Here is an 18,528-nt window from a genome sequence, read left to right on the forward strand (position 1 = left end):
TTTCATTTTTTATAATTGGTAATCACCGATTGTCTGTGTTGGATTATGAACAATCGTTTTAATTAACGTATGGAGGTGATTCAATATTTCCTGTACTTGATCCGCTTCATAGATATTTTGATCATATCCAAACTTCATTGTAAGTTTCTCTTCAGGGAAGCACATAATTCCGTAATTCACATGAGGCTCATCAACGACTTGGTAATCTGTGATGGCAAAATTTCTGTTCTCATTTGAAGAGAAAATGGATGGGTTAGTTGGATAGTTTTCAAACACCCAAAGATGGTCGGTCAACTGATCGTTCAACTCACTTTGTTTTTGAATCTCAACAAATGAATAGTAAGCATACTCATTACATTTCAATGTTTCTTGTTGAACTTTTTGCAGGAGATCCACAAAAGATTGCGTTTCTGCCCAGGCTACTCGGATAGGCAAAACATTTGTGAACAGACCAAACATATTTTCAATCCCTTCCACTTTGGGAGGTCTGACTGATACCAGATTGGGTAATACTACTTCTTTCGTTCCATTGTATTTGCCAAGCAATATACCCCATACAGCTAGTAAAGCCGAATTCATGGTTACATGGTGTTTGGTTACAAATGTCCGTAACTGATTGGTCAGATCCTCATCTAACGTTAAATCCATAAATGTGAAGCTTAACCCTTTACTTTGAGTTGGTACTTTCTTTTTGGGAATGCTGATTTTCCGATTGTACCCTGATAAATAATCGCGCCAAAAATGGCGTGCTTTCTCATGATCTTGCGCTAAAGTCCAGTCAATGAATGCTTGAAAAGGTTTTGCTGGAGGTAATTCCACTGTAGTTCCCGCATTTTTTGCTTCATAGAGTTGGAATAATTCGTCTAATAAAATACTGACACTCCAACCATCACACAATAGATGATGGGCACTCCAAACCACCTTATACTCGGCATTCCCTAGTTGAAATACACAGAGACGGGTCATGAGTTCGGCATTATTGAATCCTCGATCTAAATTTTCACTCATCCACTGGTCCAAGCATTCCTGCTGCTCTTGTCTCGTCATCTCAATCAAGCTTTGTACCTCTGAAATCATTTGAACATCATGTAACACAGCTTGCCAAGGTTGTTCTTGTTCATCTTGCACAATGATCGTTCTTAGAGAATCATGACGATCAACTAATTGTTGAAAACACTGAATAAAGAGATCTACATCCAGCTTCCCCTCAAGTGTCCAAATCGTTTGTTCAAAATACGCTTTGGTATCAGGTTCAGCTACAGCATGTTCATAAATAACTTGTTGGAAAGGTGCCAATGGATAGATTCGTTCTATTTTTATATCCGGCATTTTTTCTTGTATTTTGTAAAGCGTATGTTGATTAAGCTGTTTATCTCTAACATTCAGTGATGTAACTTTATTTTCTTTCTTTTTGTTTATATCATCTGTTTGTGAGTGTGAAGGATGGTCTAGTCTTTTAACAAAATGAACCATGTCACCTAATACAGGGAAGTCAAATAGATTTTTTGGTTCTAACTGAAATCCTTGTCTATAAAGTCGTACAGAAACTTGAATGCCCTTAATCGAATCGCCACCCAAGGCAAAGAAATGATCATTTACTCCGATTTGGTCTACTTTGAGCACTTCTTGCCATACACTGATCAATATTTTTTCCATTTCAGTTTTTGGAGCAATATATACCTCATTTTTTTGTTTCTCCGGAGCAGGAAGCGCCTTTCGATCTAATTTTCCATTAGGGGTCAAGGGTAGTCGCTCCAAATAAACAAAATAAGAAGGGATCATGTACTCTGGCAAGTGGTCTCGCAAATGTTTTCGTAGTTCTGTTGTACTGATATCTTGCTCAGTTACCACATATGCGACTAAAGATTTTATCCCATTCTCATCTGTCTGGTCAATCACTACAGCTTGGTCTACTTGTTTGTAAGTGAGAAGGCAATGGGCAATCTCTTCTAACTCTACTCGATACCCTTGAATTTTGACTTGGTAATCTTGACGTCCTAAAAATTCAATATACCCCTCGGGATGTATCCTGCCACAATCCCCTGTTTTGTAAATAAGACCAAGGTCTGGATGTGACACAAACACTTCGTTCGTTTTCTCTTCATCATTTAAATATCCTTGGGCCAGACCCACTCCCCCAATATATAAATCACCTATCACACCAACTGGGCACATTTTCTTATCGTAGTTCAGCACATAATACGTTTGGTTTGCCAAAGGCATCCCATATGGAATGCTGTTCCAGTGTGCTTCCACCTGTTTGACTGGATAATAAATCGACCAAATTGATGCTTCTGTTGCCCCTCCCAGTGAAATTACTTCCGCGATCGGGAAATGTCGTTTTATTTTTTCTGGTAAAGGGAGTGGAATCCAATCCCCACTAAGTAAGACCAAACGCAAGGAAGAATTTTCAAAATGAGAACCTACCTGATCCAATGCCAAATCCATGATTTTAGGTACTGTATTCCAGATTGTAATTCCTCTGCGTTCGACCGTACGAATCAGTTCTTGCATGTCTCTCGGATCACGAATCATTACCAACATTGCACCTGTACTTAACACTCCAAAAATATCGTATACAGACAGGTCAAAACACATGGAGGAGATACCGATAATGCGATCGTCTTCATTCACCTGATATTTTTGATTGATATCTTGAATGGTATTTGCAACCGCTTGGTGAGTAATGATCACTCCTTTTGGTTTTCCGGTACTTCCTGAAGTATAGATAATATAAGCAAGATCTTCCGGACCAGCAATGGTAGGCCGATCTTCGGTTGCATATGATGACAAATGTTTCTCTTCATAAAGACCAGGTTCCAACAAAAGTTTGCATGAGCTATTTTCTAAGATATATGTTTGTCGATCTGGTGGATGATCGGGATCGATTGGTACATAAGCAGCACCCGCTTTTAATATCCCTATCATATTAACAATCGTATCTACCCGTCTCTGTGCCAAAAGGCCAACTCTGTCACCTAGACCAATCCCTTGTTCTTGCAAATAGTGAGCAACTTGATTGGAGCGTTGATGAAGGTCCAAGTAAGTCAACCACTCTTGTTCAAAGACCACTGCCACTTGATCTGGTGTACGTTGTACTTGGTTTGCAAACAATTGATACAGCGTAGTGGAAGGTATTTTTTCTGTTGTCTGATTGTACTGCTCAATTAAAGTCTGATCCGATTTTTTCACTTGCAAAGAGGTTACGTCTCTTTGTTTCACCAATTGTTCCAACAGATCGACAAATTGGGAAAACATTGCTTCCATCACATCAACATCAAACAATTCTTCTACATAGTTCCAGCTAATCAATAACTCTCCATTTTTTTCAATTACCACATTATCCAAATACACTTGTGGAGTCCGAGCGTGAATATGGCGGAGAGAGCCAAGCTGCTCCCAAGCAAAAGCACCCGCGCCTGCTAGCATCGAGGTGAAAACAATTGGCATGACTGCTTTTGGTCTCATTTGGTGATATCGAGTAAAATCTCGAATAAAGTTAACTCCATCATAATGACGATGTTCAAGTCCATCTAACAAAGTCGATTGAGTTTGCTCCACTCTGGTAAAGAAAGATTGCTCTGGATTCACATCCACGTCCAACAAGATGAGTGACGTGAAATCTCCCACAATCTGCTCTACTTCTTCATGAACAGGATAACGGTTAAATACAGTCAGATTAATTGCCAATCGACGTTGATTACTCCAATATGCCAACACTTCTCCATATATCGTACAAAGAAGGGCGGAAGGAGTTACTTCTTTCTCTTGTGCCAGCTTCCGTAACTTCGTCCATTTGTCTTTGTCCAAGATCTTAGTAAGTGATTGAAAGTTAGGGGTAGCAATCTCTGCTGGATCCTTTTTTAACGGCAGAGAAGGAGCAAATGGAAAGTCAGGCAGCTTGCTTGTCCAATACTCTTTTGCTTTTTTATATTCTTTGCTTTGTTCCATTTCATCATAGATGAACATGTAATCTTGAAAATCAAAAGAAAGAGATTCCAATCTTTGATCTGGTTTGTGATAATAATGCAACAAATCATGTCCAACGATGTTCATGCTTGCCCCGTCCATCAATAAAGCATCATATCGAAAACATAACAAATAAGTGTCTTCTTTTAAAAGAAAGGCTTTCAATTCAAACAAAGGCCATTGCCCCAAAGGAAATACATGGTTGGTCATTCGAGAACGTTCTTCTTGCAATCGAACATTTTGTTTCCCATCATCTAAACCAATGAGATTTTCAATTGCAATCTGATAATCAGGAACGTCTTGTAAGATTTGCTGTTTTCCCTCTGGCAAGATCACAGCTCGTAACATAGGATGGCGCTGAATTACCTTTTGGAAACTTTGTGAAAGCCGATTGATATCCAATTTTGTTTCATATTCATAATACGATTGAGGTGAAATGCCGCTTAATTCAAACTGCGGATTACGCCCTAACATGTAAGCTGTCTGAACTTCTGTTAAGGAAAATGGCTTGGACATATCTTTAACACGGGTTGGTGTTTTATCTAGGCTTTCTTCTTTCTGCTCCACTTCTACACAAGAACTAAGTTGAGCAATCGTGGGATGTTTAAAAATATCCCTTGTACTTACTTTCAGATGGTCTTTTCCTAATAAATTGATAACTTGTAGTGCCTTAATCGACTCTCCCCCTAAGGCAAAAAAGTTATCATGAATACCGATTCGCTCGATCTCCATCACTTTTTCCCATGCTTGCACCAATTTCTGTTCGATTTGATTTCGTGGGGCGACATATGGGATGGATATTTGATCTGTTTGAGTTAAATCCAACAACCTTTTTCGATCCACTTTCCCATTTGGATTCAGTGGAATCTCTTTTACCTGAATCATTTTTTCGGGAATCATAAACTCAGGCAATTTATTGCTTAGATATTTTCTGAGCTCTTCAAAAGGGATCTTCTTATCCGATATATAGTAAGCAGCTAACAATTTTCTGTTTCCATCTACCTGATCAACAACAATAGCTCGGCTTATCTCTGGATGTCTCTTTAGCTGAGCCTCGATTTCCCCTAATTCAATCCGATATCCCCGTATTTTCACCTGATGATCCATTCGACCGAGATAATCAAGTTCTCCATTAGGTAACCATCGGACGAGATCACCAGTACGATACATTATTTCTCCCGCCACAAAAGGATTCGGGACAAATTTTTCATCTGTCAATTTAGATTTACCAAGATAACCCCGAGCTACCGCCACTCCGGCAATACAGAGCTCTCCCGGCATTCCCCAAGGTTTCATTTGACTATATTTATTCAATACATAAGAACGATAATTGGGGTTAGGTTTCCCGATCGTCACTTCTTTGGCAGTACTCAAATCTTTTGCTGCTGCACAAAGGGTTGTTTCTGTCGGACCATAGATATTTAAAATTTTCGCTTCGCTGATGCTTCGAATTTTTTCAATCAAATCAATCGAAAATGCTTCTCCTGCTAACAAAATGGCCTTTAAATCTCTTAGAAACTCTGCCCCTTCTGGATCACTCAAAATCAATTCCATTCGCGATGGGGTCGATTCCCATAAATCCACCTTATGTTCTTTGACCAAATGAGCCAATTCTTTTGTTGCAAACTGTCCCTCTGTAGCAATGACTACCTTCGAGCCTTGAGTTAAAGGGATACATGTTTCTAACATAGATATATCAAAAGAAACACTAGCAAGAAACAAGAACGACTGATTATCTTTTAGCTTTTCTCTCATAATGCTTAAGAAATGGACGAGGGATCTCTGTTCCACCATTACGCCTTTTGGATTTCCTGTTGATCCTGATGTGTAAATAATATAAGCCAGATCATTAGGTTCACTTTCTCGATCTAGATTGCTTTCTTCACCTTGGAAGAGATGTTCTTCATCAAGATACAACACCTTACCGGCAAATTGCGGCAATCCTTTCTCTGTTCGCTTGCTCAGTAACCATTTTGCTTGACTATCTTGTAACATATATTCAATTCGTTCACTAGGATAGTGAGGATCGATTGGTAGATAAGCCCCTCCGGCTTTTAAAATCCCCATCATGCCAATAATCAATTCCAATGATCGATCTACCATAACCCCAACAATACTTTCTTTGGATACACCCTTACTTTGAAGAACAGAAGCCAATTGATTTGCTTTCTTATTCAATTCTCTATATGTCAAAGATTGATCATTACAAATAACAGCAATTTGATCTGGGGTTTTCAACACTTGCTCCTCAAACAAATCCTGAAATGTTTGAGACAAGTCTATGCCCATCTGAACTTGATTAAATCCTTCTAGCAACTCTTTTTCTTCTTCCGAAATGATACAGATATCTTTCACAGCCAGATCAGGATTTCTCAACACTTGCTTTAAAACATAAAGATAAGATTTGGCAAACTGTTGCAAAGGAAAAAGAGAATGAGACTTGCAAGAAATTTGAAATTCAAATTCATTATGTTTTTCATTCCATTTTCTTTGTATCCAGACGGCTAATTCATTCTCTGAGCATTCTTCTATTGAACTCTTATTATGTAATCCTTCCATCCCCAAAACGATTTGAAATGGAGTTGAATAGAGCTTCGCTAATAATTCAGAGAGTGGATAGTGCTGATTTTCATAACCAAGTAAAGTCGTTTGTTGGACCTGCTCCACTAATTGCTTAAAGGAGTGATGGGGATGGATTTCAGTTCCTATAGGAAGCAAATCATTCAGATTCTCTCTTTGTTCGTGATCTTTTCCGATTACAGGAACCCCGATTGTAATCCTTTCTTGGTCTGTATAATGTACCCAGCAAACCCTTAAAGCTGCCTGTAACCAGCTAAATAAAAATAAATCCTGTGACTTACTTATTTTTCGTAAAATTTGACTAAGCTCTGCATCCATTATGACTTGAACATGGTCGCATGGATTGTCTTTATTCATTTGATAATCGCTATTAAATAACGAAAAATCGGGTACACCGGAAGATAATTGCTCTTTCCAAAACGATTCTGCCACTTTATACTCATGAATCGAACTATGATCTTTGATATGCATTTTTATCTTCAGCTCCTTAACATTAATTTCTATCTATTCGCTAATTTTTAACCCAACTTCAATCCCATGGAGAAATACTTGATGGTTATCCAAACTTAAAAAGCGATGAATATCCTCAAATTCCATATGCCCAACCGAACAAACTCCCAAGTTTAATGTCTCAGCCACCATATTTAACGTAGCAGTGATGATGCCTGATTCAATGCAAGCAAATAAATATCCATCTGAACCATATTTAGGCATGGAAGCGCGCGCATTATAGACTAGATAAACCGAAAAGGCAGACTGGGTAAATAATTCCTGGTTAATCATCTCATGATCACTCTTGATTACTTGGTCAATGTTGTTTACAAGCAAAAGACTATTCTCTGATGGGCTATAATAATAAAAACCAGCTTTCATACCTTCTACACGTTTCGGTTTTATATAGACAAAAATATCAATGGGATAAACTCCACCCGCACTGGCGTAATGGTAGTAGATTTTTTCTTCTTTCCTCTGTTTGAAAGTAGAAAACAGTTGCGCGAATTCTGAAAAAGGTACGGGATTTTTCATATCAAATTGGCGGCAAGATCTACGCTCCCTGATCATGGCGGGAAGCTCATCTTTTGTTTTAAGTTGAATTCCAGTTGACCGCGCAGCAGGATGCATTCGATTTAATTGTTCACTGATATACTTATCTAGATCATCTTTAGAGAAGCGAATCTGATCGCTATATGGATTCGGAAAAATTTTTTCTTGTGTGGAGAATACTTCTCTTGGATGTAATATGTTACTTACTAACACCCGATTCTTTATCATAAGTTCTACTATTTTTTGTGCCTCTTCTTCATTCCCTAACGAAAAGTGCTCTAATAGCTGACTGATCGTCACTCCCTTTTGGGCAAGAAAATAAAACTCAGGAAACCACTCAGACATAACTCCTGTATATCTCGTTTCCCCTATCAAAACTTCATTATGCAACTTCTCCCAATGCTTAATAGGAGACCAATAATAAATTTGCTCGCTCATATTCCCCTCCATAAAAGGTTAATTTATTTTAAAAATACAATCTTCCAATCCACAAAAAACAACCTTTATATAGTACATAATTGTTGAAATTCATACCATTTGTCATTAATAAGTTTCCATCCTGTTACCATTTGGCCTTGTTCACTACCAGCTGTGGGTGTGAAATAATACCAAGTCCCTTTAATGGATTGCCAACCAACTAGCATAATTCCTGATGAATCAAAATAGTACCAAGCATTATTAATAGATTGCCAATCTTTTTGCACAAGTCCATTCCTATAGTAATACCACTTTCCATTATCTTGATACCACCCATCTGTTGGAGCGGCTTAAACTGATTGCCTTACAAGTTTACTAGAATTTGTTGCAGTTTCAGCTGAAGCTATTCCATTGATAGACGTCAACAAAATAGTTGACGTACATAATACAGATAAAGAACGTCTCATACAATAGACCATTCCCCTTCTCTTAGATTTTTCGAAAACTTGCAATAATAAGAATAATATATAAGTATCCGAATGTCAGTGAGAAAAAGTGAAAATATGTTGAGAATAAAATATCAGAATGTTCAATTTTAACACCACATACCCCTATATCTGCCTCCATGAGATTTCACATAGTCAGCGTATACTATAGCTTTGATAGTATCTTTCGAACAAAGGTTGGGTCTTCTCCCAATCGTTCAGCTATATAATGACTTTTTAACATACTCTCTGAGGAAGCAAGTAAGACGAGAGTTCTTAATGCGACATGAAACCACTTTGGTCCTAAATCACCTGCTTGTATAATTAGTTGCATGAAACTTCCTCCTAAAAGAAGAACTATTTTTTGAATATTCCGTTGACAATTACAACATATCCACTTTACAATTTAATTGTGATGATTTTATCACAATTAAACTACTTAGAATGCACTTCACTTATTTGAAAACGATTACAAATAGGGGTGTTAAAATGAAGAACCGAGTAAATCCAGAGTTATTACCAGGATTAGAAATGTTTCAAGACCTCGATTTACGCCCAGAGTACTTGCAAGCAATCAGAGAAGGAATATCGCAAATGAAACCACCTACCGTTGTTGATGAATCCCTTTCATTAACAGATGAAGTCATTGTAGGACCTGATGCTAATCCATTACCATTAAGAATTTATCGTCCAAAATCAAATAATGAATCCTTACCTGCCCTGTTATGGATACATGGTGGCGGTTATATCTTAGGGTCTATAGATGATAATGATGATACTTGTATGAGGTTTGTAAAAGAAGCCAACTGTGTGGTCGTTTCTGTAGACTACCGTTTAGCTCCTGAACATCCTTATCCAGCACCAATTGAGGATTGTTATGCAGCATTAAAATGGATTGCTGATAATGCAGAGCCATTAAACATTGATTCGAATCGAATTGGTGTTGCAGGAGCGAGCGCTGGCGGTGGACTAACAGCAGCATTGACATTATTAGCCCGCGATCGACAATATCCTTCTATTTGTTTCCAAATGCCACTCTATCCAATGATTGATGACCGAAATAATACACCTTCTACGAATGAAATTAAAGAAGGATTTGTTTGGAATCAAAAGACAAATGAAGCTGGCTGGAAAATGTATTTAGGAGAAATATATGGAACGGATAATATTCCTGCCTATGCAGCCCCTGCTCGAGCAGAGGATTATAGTAATTTGCCATACACCTACACATTTGTTGGTCAATTAGATCCATTCCGCAGTGAAACATTAACCTATGTAACCAAACTTGCGCAAGCTGGTGTTGATGTCGAATTTCATTTATATCCTGGGGCCTATCACTGGTTCGAAGGATTAAATCCAAATGCCGACGTATCTATTCACGCTGTGAATGAATATATACAAGCAGTAAAGACTGGTTTCGAAAGAGTAGCTAAGGTAGAGGCTTAATCTCTTTACAAAAGAAACACTCACAAATAGTACACATTTGTGAGTGTTTTTACCTTTCAAACATGTATCAATTTGTTTTCAAGATACTTCCAGAATTGCTGATGCTATCATTTTTATCTCCTAACTAATATAATAGTTCTGGTTCTCTTGCAAAGTTTCCGAAGACATAAAGAGATGGGGAATATTGCGGACCAGTTTTATGAAACTATTAATAATTCATGTAATGCGTTATACGTCGAAAAAACGAAGTTTGGTTGAAGACTTCGCTTTTGTTTGTATATGGCATGAACAGTTTCTATATCTTTAATAGTACGTGAGGCATGGCGAAGACTTTGAAAGCCTAAGGAACGGGAAAATCGACGTTTCACATGTCGATGATCTTGCTCGATGATATTATTGAGGTACTTTATTGTACGATGAAAGGTATTTTTGTAAAGACCTATCTCCTTTAATTTTTTGAATGCGGAAGCTAAAGAAGGAGCCTTATCTGTCGTCAGAACCGTTGGTTCTCCAAAAGTTCGAGCGAGTCTTTTCATAAAAGCATATGCTGCTTGTTTGTCTCGTTTTTGACGAAGTTGAATATCAAGTGTTTGTCCCTCTTTATCAATTGCTCGATATAAATAACACCACTTTCCTTTAATTTTGATATAGGTTTCATCCAAACGCCAAGATAACAATGTGTTTTTGTTTTTCTTCTTCCAAATTTGATAGATAAGATTTCCATATTCATGAACCCAGCGCATAATGGTTGTAGGATGAACCGAAACCCCACGTTCCTTCAGGATTTCAGATACATCGCGATAGCTTAAAGAAAAACGACAATAGTAGCCAACGGCTACCAAGATAATATCTTTCTTGAACTGTTTTCCTTTAAATTATCCCATTTGTTACGCTCCTTGTTTGTTTTTTACAGAGTTTAGCTTACTTTAGAAAACTTTGCAACAGAACCGGAAATCTTATATCTAATTGTTCATCAAAAAGTTCCACTCTTCGATAGCCAGCGAACATTACATCATTCTTTCCTATTTCTTCATTCATCAAATTCAGTTCCTATTAACCTTAAATTATTTATCCTCATAACCTTATTCAATAATGCAGTAGCAATTAGTTAACTTACAATTCCAAGTTGAACTATCTACTTTTTACTCTTCATTATCTTTTTGCACCAGAACTAAATATGCATAATTACATATTTTCTTTTGAAAAATTGTTATACACTTAAATTTATGTGAAAATATTTACATATAATTTTAAGTAGGAAGATGTGACAAGATGAAGAAGACAAACAAGTACTTAAAAACGGCCGTACTTTGTTCGACGATAATGATTGGCGGTTTACAAATTCCGGCTGTTTCTTATGCAGCTACAAATCAAAAAGTTGCAGCTCCACAAGGGGATGCAAAACTATTACAAGGATTTCAACAAGAAATAAAGAAGCATATTGATAATCGTAAAGAGAACATTACCATTACATATAAAACAAAAAATAATAATATTAAAGAAGTTATGAATACGCTTGTTAAAGCGTACGACAAGGTAGTAGATTCGGATGAATACTTAAAATATAATGTAGCAAGTACAAACTATTCAATTCGTGGTATACCAGGAAACTATACATTCACATTGAATATCAAATACCGTGAATCAAAACAACAAACTCAATATGTAAAAACACAAACAAAATCAATTGTAAATTCTATTGTTAAGACTGGAATGGATGGACATGAAAAAGTAAAAGTAATTCATGATTATATAGTGAAACATGTTTCATATGATACTTCATACAAAGCTTATACGGCATATGAAGCATTAGCAAATCGTTCAGCGGTTTGTCAAGGATATGCATTATTAACCTATCAATTGCTAAAAGAAGCAGGAATAGAATCTCATATTGTAACAGGAACTGGAAATGGACAAGCTCATGCTTGGAATCTAGTGAAAATTGAGGGGAAATGGTATCATCTTGACACAACATTCGATGATCCAATTCCAGACAAGCAAGGACGAGTAACATATTCTTATTTTAATATGTCTGATGAACAATTGGGAAAAGACCATCAATGGGATCGTAGTAAATATCCAAAAGCAATAACAACCTACTATAATGAACTAACAAATAAGATAAAAGCAGGTAGCCCAAAAGCATTAACATATCAGCAAATGCTAAAGGATACAAACCTTGTTTATTTATCTGCACAATATGGGGCGAATAATTATAATGAGTTCAAGAAAAAATTGCAACAGCAATTTGCATCAAAACCAAAAAAAGTAGAGGTTCGTTATAAACAATCTATGGATGGAACGATGCAAGACGTAAAGAAAGTATTGAATGAAATTTCTTGGCCAAAAGGTGCAAAAAAAGTATCTTACCAAGTAGCACCTTATAATGCACAAGCTGGATATTCATTGGCGACAATTACATTTACATACTAAAATATAAAAAGACATCTTTTATCGACTTAATCCCGTCAAGTAGACAGCTTTAAAAAAAAGACTAGACAGCCATCGAGATTCGATATTCAATCGGAGCTCAATGGTTGAGTCGTTTTTGGAATCGTTTGTAGTTATAATGATAAATCTATGTTTCAATTGCTTGAATCAGTTCTCCTTTTGTTTGATAATAATTGAGATAAAACATTTCGGATTTAAAATGAGAGAAGAATGATTCAATGCCAGCATTGTCATGGCAGTTTCCTTTGCGAGAGTGGCTTGCTGATGGCACCTAGCTGTTGAAGCCTACGATGATAAGCATGAGATGTGTATTGGCATCCTTGATCTGAGTGGATGATGGTTCCATACACATCTCTTTTTTGTATTGCTAAATCAAGTATTTCTAGAACAAGTTGTAAATCATTGCGATGTGAGAGTTTCCAAGAAACGATTTCATTATTGGGTGTTTTTGCCCATATAGTGGATTTGGAAAACAAAAGAAAGCTGCATAATTTTTAAAAATGATACCTATCTAGGTTTATTTAGTATACTTATTTTTAAGACCACAAAATATTTTAAGAGTTTTTTAGTTCATATGAACAAAAATTCATTTTGTTTCCGTTCTTAAGTTGATGGGTATGTATAGTGACCCCTAATAGGCCTCAAATAATTCCATCTCCATTAAATGTAAAAACATAATTATATAACTGTCCTCTAGTGAGTAGCTCAAAAAAGAAGGAATTCTTGCCGTGCCCCAAAAAGGAGTGTATAGAGGAAGATTGAAGAAATACACGGATAAGCATCCAGGTATGAATCATGCAATTGAATTACGGAAGCATACCAATAAAACCGTTAAGGAAATATGCCAAATTACAGGAGTGAGTCAAGCCGCTCTGTATCGTAGATTAAAAGAACTTGAATAAAGTTCTTTTTTTATATTTGTAATTAAATCCCAGAGTGGACCCTCATACCCAGAATCGTTTCCGTACCCCTATATTCTACTCCCTCAAGTCCCGAATGATCCTCACGCAAAAGAGACTTGTCCATGACAAGCCTCTTCCCCGCCCTATTTGTTTATACTTTTCTCAGCAAGCCCTATGGCATCCTCTAATGCACGTTGCATACTATCTGCACGTTGGTCCGTCATTTTTTGATCACGTACAACTGCTTCGGCTACTTGTATTTTTTGCTCTAATGCTTTCACTGGTTCATGCTTGTATTGCCCTACCTCTGTTCCTACTTGTATCTTTGTTAAGAAATCTTTTGCTCCATTAATCTTTACTTGAAGCTTTTCTTTCGCCGTTTGTGGTTTTTCTTCTGCCACTTTAGAATTTAAAAAGGTTTGATGTACCGTTTGTAATGATTGATACATTGTAACGATTTCTTCTTTTGTTACCGTCATTCTTTCAAACGTTTCTTTTGCACCGTTATATGCTTTTTGTAATTCAGCAAACGCTTTTTGTGAATATTGACCAGGTTTCTCTCCAAATTCGTAAGTACCTGCCAATGTTTCTTTTACCTTATTCATTTCTTCATATAAGTTTTGGATCTCTTCTATTTTTATGCGATTATTAAACTCATGATAAGCCGCTTTCACTTCAGAAGGCGTTAGTGCCTTACTATATAGTCTTGCAAGTGCAACTTTCCCATTTAAAGGAACATTACCATTACCAGCGCTTGTTGGATCTGCTCCAATTACAAATGGTACGTTTGGATGATACACTTTCCCCGTTACCCGCTGACTATTTGCTTTTTTTCCATCTACATATACTGCAAGTTCACTTCCATTATATGTTCCTGTTAGATGGTATGTTTTATTAGCTTCTAACTGTACACCAATATGTTTATAACTGCCACCAATATGCGCCCATAATTCTACATAACCAGAACCTGTTGATTCAAATCCAATTCCACCGCTTTCGGTATTTTCCATAATTGCTTGATTGCGAATTTGATTCATAGAAAACGTTGCTTCAAGTGTAAAGGAATCCTTTACCTTTGCTTTTTGCTCATTTGAAAATGGAATATATCCATATGCATTATCCTGTCCACTTAATTTCATTACGTGTTTCTTTAAAGGTTTCTCATACTCAATTGCTACATTTCCTTTTACACTTCCATTTGCACCAAACGATGAATAGTCTTTAAAAGTACCATCTAAAAAGTTCACATCGAATACATCTGCTTTCGGTACTTTCGCATTCGGATCAATTACTTCTGTATTCGTTTCAAATTCTTCGTGCAAAGGAGCACTATTTTCATTTCCAAATGAATCTAATGCTGTTACTTCTATGTTATATTCCGTATTAATATCGAGTCCACCTAATGTAAATGTCAGCTCTTTAGGCACCGGATCCCGGTAGAACTCAGAGAAGGCTAAAAGATGGTTTTTCACCTTTCCTGTTGCTTTCTCTTTTGCTTGCAAACGGTATGAGTGAACGAGTAAATTATCTACAGCTTGCGGAAATGTTGCTGTCACAGATGTCTCTGTTATATTCGAAAGTTTCAGCTTTGCATCTTGTAAAAATGCCGGCTTTTCCTTATCACGATCTTCTGTATACTTGAAAGATTCTTTCTTTGCTGGAAGTTCAACTACCCACGGCTCACCTGTCCAAGAGTTCGTATGAAAATCACGGCGATGAATCGTCACTTTTTGATCGTCTACTTCTACCAATAAACCTTGGCTTAATGTTTCAGCTCCTGGCGGAATATTTCCTTGTACTTTTCCGCTTTCCACTTCCATATAACTAACTGATGATATACCAACAGACGTAAAGTCTTTTTGGTGAATTGACCTTGGATCATCAAGTGGATAATGAGAATGACCAGAAAACGTTACAGCTTGTGGATACTCTTTTAAGACTTCATTAATTTTGGCACTATCATTTGTCCCCCATTCATGACTCCCGTACACTGTTCCTTTAATTTGCTGATGTAAAAAGACAAAGATTGGCTTATTTGGATCAGCTTGCTTCGCTTTTACTAATTCCTGCTTCAACCAATTAATTTGTGTATCTGAATAATATCCATGTGTCACTCCATTTTCCGGGCTCATCACAAGAAAATGATAGCCTTTTACAACTTTGTGATAATAGATAGATTCCATTCCTGTTTTTTTAAGAAAACGTTTCTGTGCATCATGTGCCAATAATCCGTTCCAATAATCATGGTTACCTAAAGCATACATAGCAGTTGCATTTTGATTTCCATATTGCTTATAAGTTTGGAAGAAACGATCATACTGCTGCGTCGAGCCACTGTCTGTAAAATCACCAACAACTACAAAAGCATCTTGTCTTGGAGCTACTGCGTTTAATTGCTGCAGCGCTCTTTGAAAACGAAACGTATCATCCGTTCCACTATTTTTAATGTGTACATCACTTAACACCGGAAAAACAATCTTCTTCTCTGACGATTCTTTCTCTGTTTTTTCTTCTTTTGTTTCCGCAAAACTAGTCCAAGAAAAAGATGTAAATACTAAAAAGAAAACTGCTAAAAAACCAATAAGACCTTTCACTTTACACAACATCTTTTTGATCACAAAAATCCTCCTCGCATATATTGTAAAATACAAGAATATTTTAGCGAAACGTTATTAAACTAGTATAAATTAAAGGTAAAAAAATGTTAAAAATTTGTAAAACAAAGTAAAAACCGCCAAAATAAGGCGGTTTTCTTATCGACATTCTCTTCTATTTTTTTCTTAATAAGCTTGTACATAACGACCCCAATTAAGAAAACAGCTATAATTCCGGTTCTGGTGCAAATATATGAAGAAGAACATGGATGATAGTAGGGGGTCAGCCGAGATACGTGTAAAACTAGGTCATAGTAATACATTATTTACCAAACGTTGTTTATCGGTGATATTTGTAACATAAACGTTCGTTTTTGTTACGTTTTGTATTTGAACATATGAAATATCCTAACCGTTGAATTAGTTGTAACAAAATACTGTATCAAAAATAATCCGTAACATTATTAATAAAATGCCTTTTTGTTACACAGAAATCTGATAATGGAAATAAAATACAGCCTATGACCCGAAATTATATGTATCTCGGTTGAACCCCAATAGGGTTTACTCTATTGGGATAAATTTAATATATATATCTAATAAAATATATATATTCTATTTTTTACAGATTTGACAGGTTAATGTACAAATTGTCTCCATATAGATGGGATATTAAAAAGCTAGCATTTTGCTAGCTTTTTAATTATTTCGAAGTAAGAGCAACTAAGACATCTACTGGATAATCAACTGAGGTTTTCACTTTATATTCCGTTGGACTTTGCACACCTAACTTACCAAAAAGATTATCCCAAACACCACTTTGTTCAGACATCCATTTTTGCAATTTTTCCCCTGGAACAACTGAATATGTTGCTACCTGTTGATATAATGCAGTTCTATATTGATCATATGCATAATCAGTAGGCTTTGGATTAAAGTCAAATGTTTTTGTAACGGTACTTTCTGAATTTAGAGTAACACCATAACCAAAACTTGCAGTTAATGATTGATTTACTGTTGCAACCCCCTCAAGACCTACTTCCATCCCAATTGTATAAGATAATCCTACAGTTACATTATGTGAAATACCACTTGTAACTGCTTTGCTCCAATGATAGCCTGAATTTTTATCTACTATATTTGAATCAATTAATTTCCAATTTACGTCTTTTTTCAATTTAGTATCTTCTAAGATTGGATCAGTTTTAGGAATTGCTATTGTATATAATAATTCTCCTTTATTACCTGTTTTTTCATATTCTTCTCCAACTTTAAGCCAAGTGCCATCAGCTTTTAAAATCTTATGTTGAGAATTAGCATCCATTTTTAATCCATAAACTCTTGCTCCATTACTTTTAGCAACAACATCTACATATACATAATCAATTAACTTTCCATCTTCTGTAGAAACATGCCATTCATTAGGAAATTCTTCATAAGGACCTGTAGGAATGTAAGGAAGTTGAGTACCATTTTTAGCAACCTGAGCTGCTGTCATAGGTGCTTTTCCTTCTTGAGAACTGATTACCACTGGAAGATTTCCTACTTTCGTAGAAGTATCAGTAGCCGCAGAAGAAAATCCTGGTGCTACAAATAAAGCTGTACTTAACACAAATGCTGCGGGAATTATTTTTTTCATACGTTTCATGCTATTTCTCCTCTTTTTTCATCATTTCTATAAGATTACAAAAATAAAATTATACTGTACATTGCTTATACTTTTAATGTGGAATAAAATCACCTTCGATAAAATTATCTTATTATAAATATCTTTCAATTTACTTTCGTAAATGTTACAAAAGTCTTTCATTGATTTTAAAGTCTTTGAAATCTCTAAAATAGACTTATCAAACTAAAATGATAGTTATTTACTCTCAGAATGACCCTTGAATCCAATAGTTGGTTCCGTTCTACTTGGGGTACAGCCAACGTACTAACATAAAACCCATGCTAAGGGTTATTAGTACTGTAACAATAATGAACGTTCGTTTATGTTACAAATATCTTCAAAAAACGTTTATTGGTAAATAATGTATCAATGTTACCAGATTTTGTACGTATCTCGGCTGTACCCCATCAATGGACAGGTAGTATTTTTGAGCAAAAATCGCTCAAAAATCTCCACCTTTTTCGCTATGCTTCACCATTGACGAATGGATTTCGGCAGGTGTGAGAATTTCGCCAAGCCGAACATACCAAAAACGAGGATTTAAGTAGCACGACTTGGACTAGCAATTGTACCTGCCGAACCGCCTTGATCGACTGTCCATAAAGTTTCTCTTACTCTATATTTTTATGACACTAGAAGGGGCTAGCCCCTCGCTTCGCTTCACCCCAACCACCGCCTCACACCCAAAAACAAGGGACGTTTAATTACATCATTTTGAATATTTAGTTATTTGAAATGTTATAGTTATACATAACAGTATTTAAAGGGGAGGAAATATGTATGAAATATAAAAGACCATTGATTTTTTTGTTACCGCTATACATTGTTCTTATGTATTTTGATTATGTTAATTACAATCAATTTAAATGGTTTGAAAATATTATCCAAACATTGTGTATAGTAATATTTTTTGAGATTGGTATGTGGTTACTTACTACTAAAAAGACAACCTCTAGAAAATAAGAGGTTGT

Annotated in this window: 11 protein-coding genes and 1 pseudogene; 4 read left to right on the plus strand and 8 right to left on the minus strand. The window is 36.1% G+C overall.

Translation table 11 applies throughout. The features are described from left to right. Positions 1-9 precede the first annotated feature (9 nt). From QUF99_RS01625 to QUF99_RS01640, 4 genes and pseudogenes are all read right to left on the minus strand, one after another. Positions 10-7,020, minus strand: a complete 7,011-nt coding sequence (locus QUF99_RS01625) for an amino acid adenylation domain-containing protein (protein WP_289368303.1) — start codon at positions 7,018-7,020, stop codon at positions 10-12. Positions 7,021-7,053: 33 nt separating this feature from the next. Continuing rightward, positions 7,054-8,031 carry a SagB/ThcOx family dehydrogenase gene (locus QUF99_RS01630; RefSeq protein ID WP_289368305.1) on the minus strand — a complete coding sequence of 326 codons (978 nt, stop codon included), beginning with the start codon at positions 8,029-8,031 and terminating at the stop codon, positions 7,054-7,056. A gap of 65 nt (positions 8,032-8,096) precedes the next feature. After that, positions 8,097-8,345: pseudogene (locus tag QUF99_RS01635) on the minus strand (hypothetical protein); the annotation flags it as partial. 316 nt (positions 8,346-8,661) lie between these two features. Beyond that, positions 8,662-8,829 carry a helix-turn-helix domain-containing protein gene (locus QUF99_RS01640; protein ID WP_286121048.1) on the minus strand — a complete coding sequence of 56 codons (168 nt, stop codon included), beginning with the start codon at positions 8,827-8,829 and terminating at the stop codon, positions 8,662-8,664. A gap of 155 nt (positions 8,830-8,984) precedes the next feature. Between QUF99_RS01640 and QUF99_RS01645 the strand changes: the two genes are divergently transcribed. Continuing rightward, positions 8,985-9,941: an alpha/beta hydrolase gene (locus tag QUF99_RS01645; RefSeq protein WP_289368307.1), complete on the plus strand. Its 957-nt coding sequence runs from the start codon at positions 8,985-8,987 to the stop codon at positions 9,939-9,941. Between the two features lie 197 nt (positions 9,942-10,138). On the opposite strand, the gene QUF99_RS01650 is transcribed toward QUF99_RS01645, so the two are convergent. Further along, entirely contained in the window at positions 10,139-10,789 is a 651-nt protein-coding gene (locus QUF99_RS01650) for an IS6 family transposase (protein ID WP_289368381.1), read from the minus strand. Between the two features lie 424 nt (positions 10,790-11,213). Between QUF99_RS01650 and QUF99_RS01655 the strand changes: the two genes are divergently transcribed. Further along, positions 11,214-12,374: a transglutaminase domain-containing protein gene (locus QUF99_RS01655; RefSeq protein ID WP_286121051.1), complete on the plus strand. Its 1,161-nt coding sequence runs from the start codon at positions 11,214-11,216 to the stop codon at positions 12,372-12,374. A gap of 248 nt (positions 12,375-12,622) precedes the next feature. On the opposite strand, the gene QUF99_RS28425 is transcribed toward QUF99_RS01655, so the two are convergent. Continuing rightward, positions 12,623-12,868 carry a DDE-type integrase/transposase/recombinase gene (locus tag QUF99_RS28425; protein WP_353958372.1) on the minus strand — a complete coding sequence of 82 codons (246 nt, stop codon included), beginning with the start codon at positions 12,866-12,868 and terminating at the stop codon, positions 12,623-12,625. 282 nt (positions 12,869-13,150) lie between these two features. On the opposite strand from QUF99_RS28425, the gene QUF99_RS01660 reads away from it, so the two are divergent. After that, positions 13,151-13,294: a helix-turn-helix domain-containing protein gene (locus QUF99_RS01660; RefSeq protein WP_235605179.1), complete on the plus strand. Its 144-nt coding sequence runs from the start codon at positions 13,151-13,153 to the stop codon at positions 13,292-13,294. A 143-nt stretch (positions 13,295-13,437) separates the two neighbouring features. On the opposite strand, the gene QUF99_RS01665 is transcribed toward QUF99_RS01660, so the two are convergent. Both QUF99_RS01665 and QUF99_RS01670 read right to left on the minus strand, forming a co-directional pair. Continuing rightward, positions 13,438-15,912 carry a LamG-like jellyroll fold domain-containing protein gene (locus QUF99_RS01665; protein WP_289368312.1) on the minus strand — a complete coding sequence of 825 codons (2,475 nt, stop codon included), beginning with the start codon at positions 15,910-15,912 and terminating at the stop codon, positions 13,438-13,440. Between the two features lie 679 nt (positions 15,913-16,591). After that, positions 16,592-17,536: a hypothetical protein gene (locus QUF99_RS01670; RefSeq protein ID WP_289368314.1), complete on the minus strand. Its 945-nt coding sequence runs from the start codon at positions 17,534-17,536 to the stop codon at positions 16,592-16,594. An 801-nt stretch (positions 17,537-18,337) separates the two neighbouring features. On the opposite strand from QUF99_RS01670, the gene QUF99_RS01675 reads away from it, so the two are divergent. Continuing rightward, positions 18,338-18,520, plus strand: a complete 183-nt coding sequence (locus QUF99_RS01675) for a hypothetical protein (RefSeq protein WP_289368315.1) — start codon at positions 18,338-18,340, stop codon at positions 18,518-18,520. Positions 18,521-18,528: the final 8 nt, after the last annotated feature.

The organism is Bacillus sp. DX4.1 (assembly GCF_030348195.1).
Classification (GTDB): Bacteria; Bacillota; Bacilli; order Bacillales; family Bacillaceae_G; genus Bacillus_A.

Bases quoted from the DNA above. Each gene is read 5' to 3' on its own strand.
- QUF99_RS01625 (WP_289368303.1), bottom strand. From the start codon at position 7,020: ATGCATATCAAAGATCATAGTTCGATTCATGAGTATAAAGTGGCAGAA.
- QUF99_RS01630 (WP_289368305.1), bottom strand. From the start codon at position 8,031: ATGAGCGAGCAAATTTATTATTGGTCTCCTATTAAGCATTGGGAGAAG.
- QUF99_RS01640 (WP_286121048.1), bottom strand. From the start codon at position 8,829: ATGCAACTAATTATACAAGCAGGTGATTTAGGACCAAAGTGGTTTCAT.
- QUF99_RS01645 (WP_289368307.1), top strand. From the start codon at position 8,985: ATGAAGAACCGAGTAAATCCAGAGTTATTACCAGGATTAGAAATGTTT.
- QUF99_RS01655 (WP_286121051.1), top strand. From the start codon at position 11,214: ATGAAGAAGACAAACAAGTACTTAAAAACGGCCGTACTTTGTTCGACG.
- QUF99_RS01670 (WP_289368314.1), bottom strand. From the start codon at position 17,536: ATGAAACGTATGAAAAAAATAATTCCCGCAGCATTTGTGTTAAGTACA.
- QUF99_RS01675 (WP_289368315.1), top strand. From the start codon at position 18,338: ATGAAATATAAAAGACCATTGATTTTTTTGTTACCGCTATACATTGTT.